Here is a 1,996-nt window from a genome sequence, read left to right as displayed (position 1 = left end):
TTTTGGCAGACGTTAGACGGCTCCTGAGCTATCTTCCACAAAATAATGAAGAGAAGCCGCCGGTTTTGGAAGCGGATGAGGGAGATGACTACCGGCCGGACTTAACGGATGTAGTCCCTTATGAAGGGATCCGGCCATATGATGTTCGGAAAGTATTGGAGCAGGTTGTCGATGAGGATTCCTTTATGGAAGTGCAAGAGGGCTTTGCGAAAAACATAGTGGTCGGCTTGGCGCGGATCAAAGGGAAATCAGTGGGGCTTGTCTGTAACCAGCCAAAGGTATTGGCAGGGGGACTTGATATAGATTCATCAGATAAAGCTGCCCGTTTTATTCGTTTTTGTGACTCGTTTAACATTCCGCTTATTACGTTTGAAGACGTTTCAGGGTTTTTCCCCGGCGTTAAACAAGAACATGGCGGAATCATTCGCCACGGTGCAAAGCTGCTATATGCTTATTCGGAAGCAACAGTACCTAAATTGACGATCATTCTGCGAAAAGCATACGGAGGAGCTTATGTGGCTCTTAATAGTAAATCCATCGGTGCGGATCTTACGTTTGCATGGCCGAATGCTGAAATCGCTGTAATGGGTTCTGCTGGAGCGGCAAATATCATTTTTGCGCGTGAAATTCAAAATAGCCAAGATCCGGAAGCGACACGAGCAGCTAAAATTGAAGAATACCGTGAGAAGTTCGCCAATCCATATGTCGCCGCAAGTCTTGGGATGGTGGATGATGTTATCGATCCCCGTGAAACCAGGATTAAGATCATTCAATCTCTTGATATGCTACGCAACAAAAAAGAAACTCGACCATGGAAAAAACACGGTAATATCCCATTGTGATCAATCTTTGCAAGGAGCCCTAACGATCTGTTTTGGGCTCTTTTCCATACGGGGGAAGATATCATTTTGAAATAAGTCATCATTCACTTTTTAAAATTGTCTTAGGACCAGCATGCCACATTATTTGCCGGGGCGCCGCTTTTAGAAGTATAATTGAAGAGGAAAACTTTTTTGGAGGTTTTATTTTATGATTAATGAAGAACGTTTAGTTAATGAATTTATGGAATTGGTGCAGATCGATTCCGAAACGAAAAATGAAGCAGCCATCGCCAAAGTGCTGAAAGAAAAATTCGGGGCACTGGGTGTAGAAGTTTTTGAAGATGATACAACAGCAGTCACCGGTCATGGTGCAGGGAATTTAGTATGTACTTTAAAAGGAACGAAAGAAGGCGTAGATACCATTTATTTCACGTCCCATATGGATACGGTTGTACCGGGTAATGGAATCAAGCCTTCCATCAAAGATGGATACATAGTGTCAGACGGAACGACCATATTAGGGGCGGATGACAAAGCTGGATTAGCAGTCATGTTAGAAACGCTTAAAGTGTTGAAAGAACAGAATATCGAACATGGTACAATTGAATTCATCATTACAGTCGGTGAAGAATCTGGCTTGGTAGGGGCAAAGGCATTGGATCGCTCCCTTGTAACGGCTAAATTCGGTTTTGCACTTGATAGTGATGGAAAAGTGGGCAATGTGGTTGTTGCTGCACCTACTCAGGCGAGAGTGTCCGCAACCATTTTAGGCAAGACTGCTCACGCTGGTGTCGCTCCAGAGAAAGGCGTTTCGRCCATTACGATCGCTGCCAAAGCAATCTCTAGAATGCCATTAGGCAGAATCGACGAAGAAACGACAGCCAATATCGGACGTTTCCAGGGGGGACAGCAAACCAATATTGTTTGTGACCATGTTGAAATCCTTGCAGAAGCAAGATCCTTGATCCCTGAAAAAATGGAAATACAGGTAGCGAAAATGAAAGAGGCTTTCGAGACTGCAGCCATTGAAATGGGCGGACGTGCTGAAGTTGAAGTTACCGTCATGTATCCTGGTTTTAAATATGGTGCTGGTGACCATGTTGTCGAAATCGCAAGAAAGGCAGCAGAGAAAATCGGCCGTCCATGCGAGCTGGTTAAAAGCGGCGGTGGTAGCG

2 protein-coding genes are annotated in these 1,996 nt (G+C 44.7%); both read left to right on the top strand.

The features are described 5' to 3' along the window. On the top strand, nt 1-842 hold an 842-nt coding region (locus AC1DVB_RS26860), incomplete at its 5' end, for an acyl-CoA carboxylase subunit beta (protein ID WP_477591871.1). A 187-nt stretch (nt 843-1,029) separates the two neighbouring features. After that, nucleotides 1,030-1,996 (top strand): M20/M25/M40 family metallo-hydrolase (locus AC1DVB_RS26855; RefSeq protein WP_477591869.1); only part of this gene is annotated, 967 nt, incomplete at its 3' end.

This window comes from Peribacillus sp. P4_D6, assembly GCF_056401795.1.
This window is presented reverse-complemented; position numbering and strand designations above follow the sequence as displayed.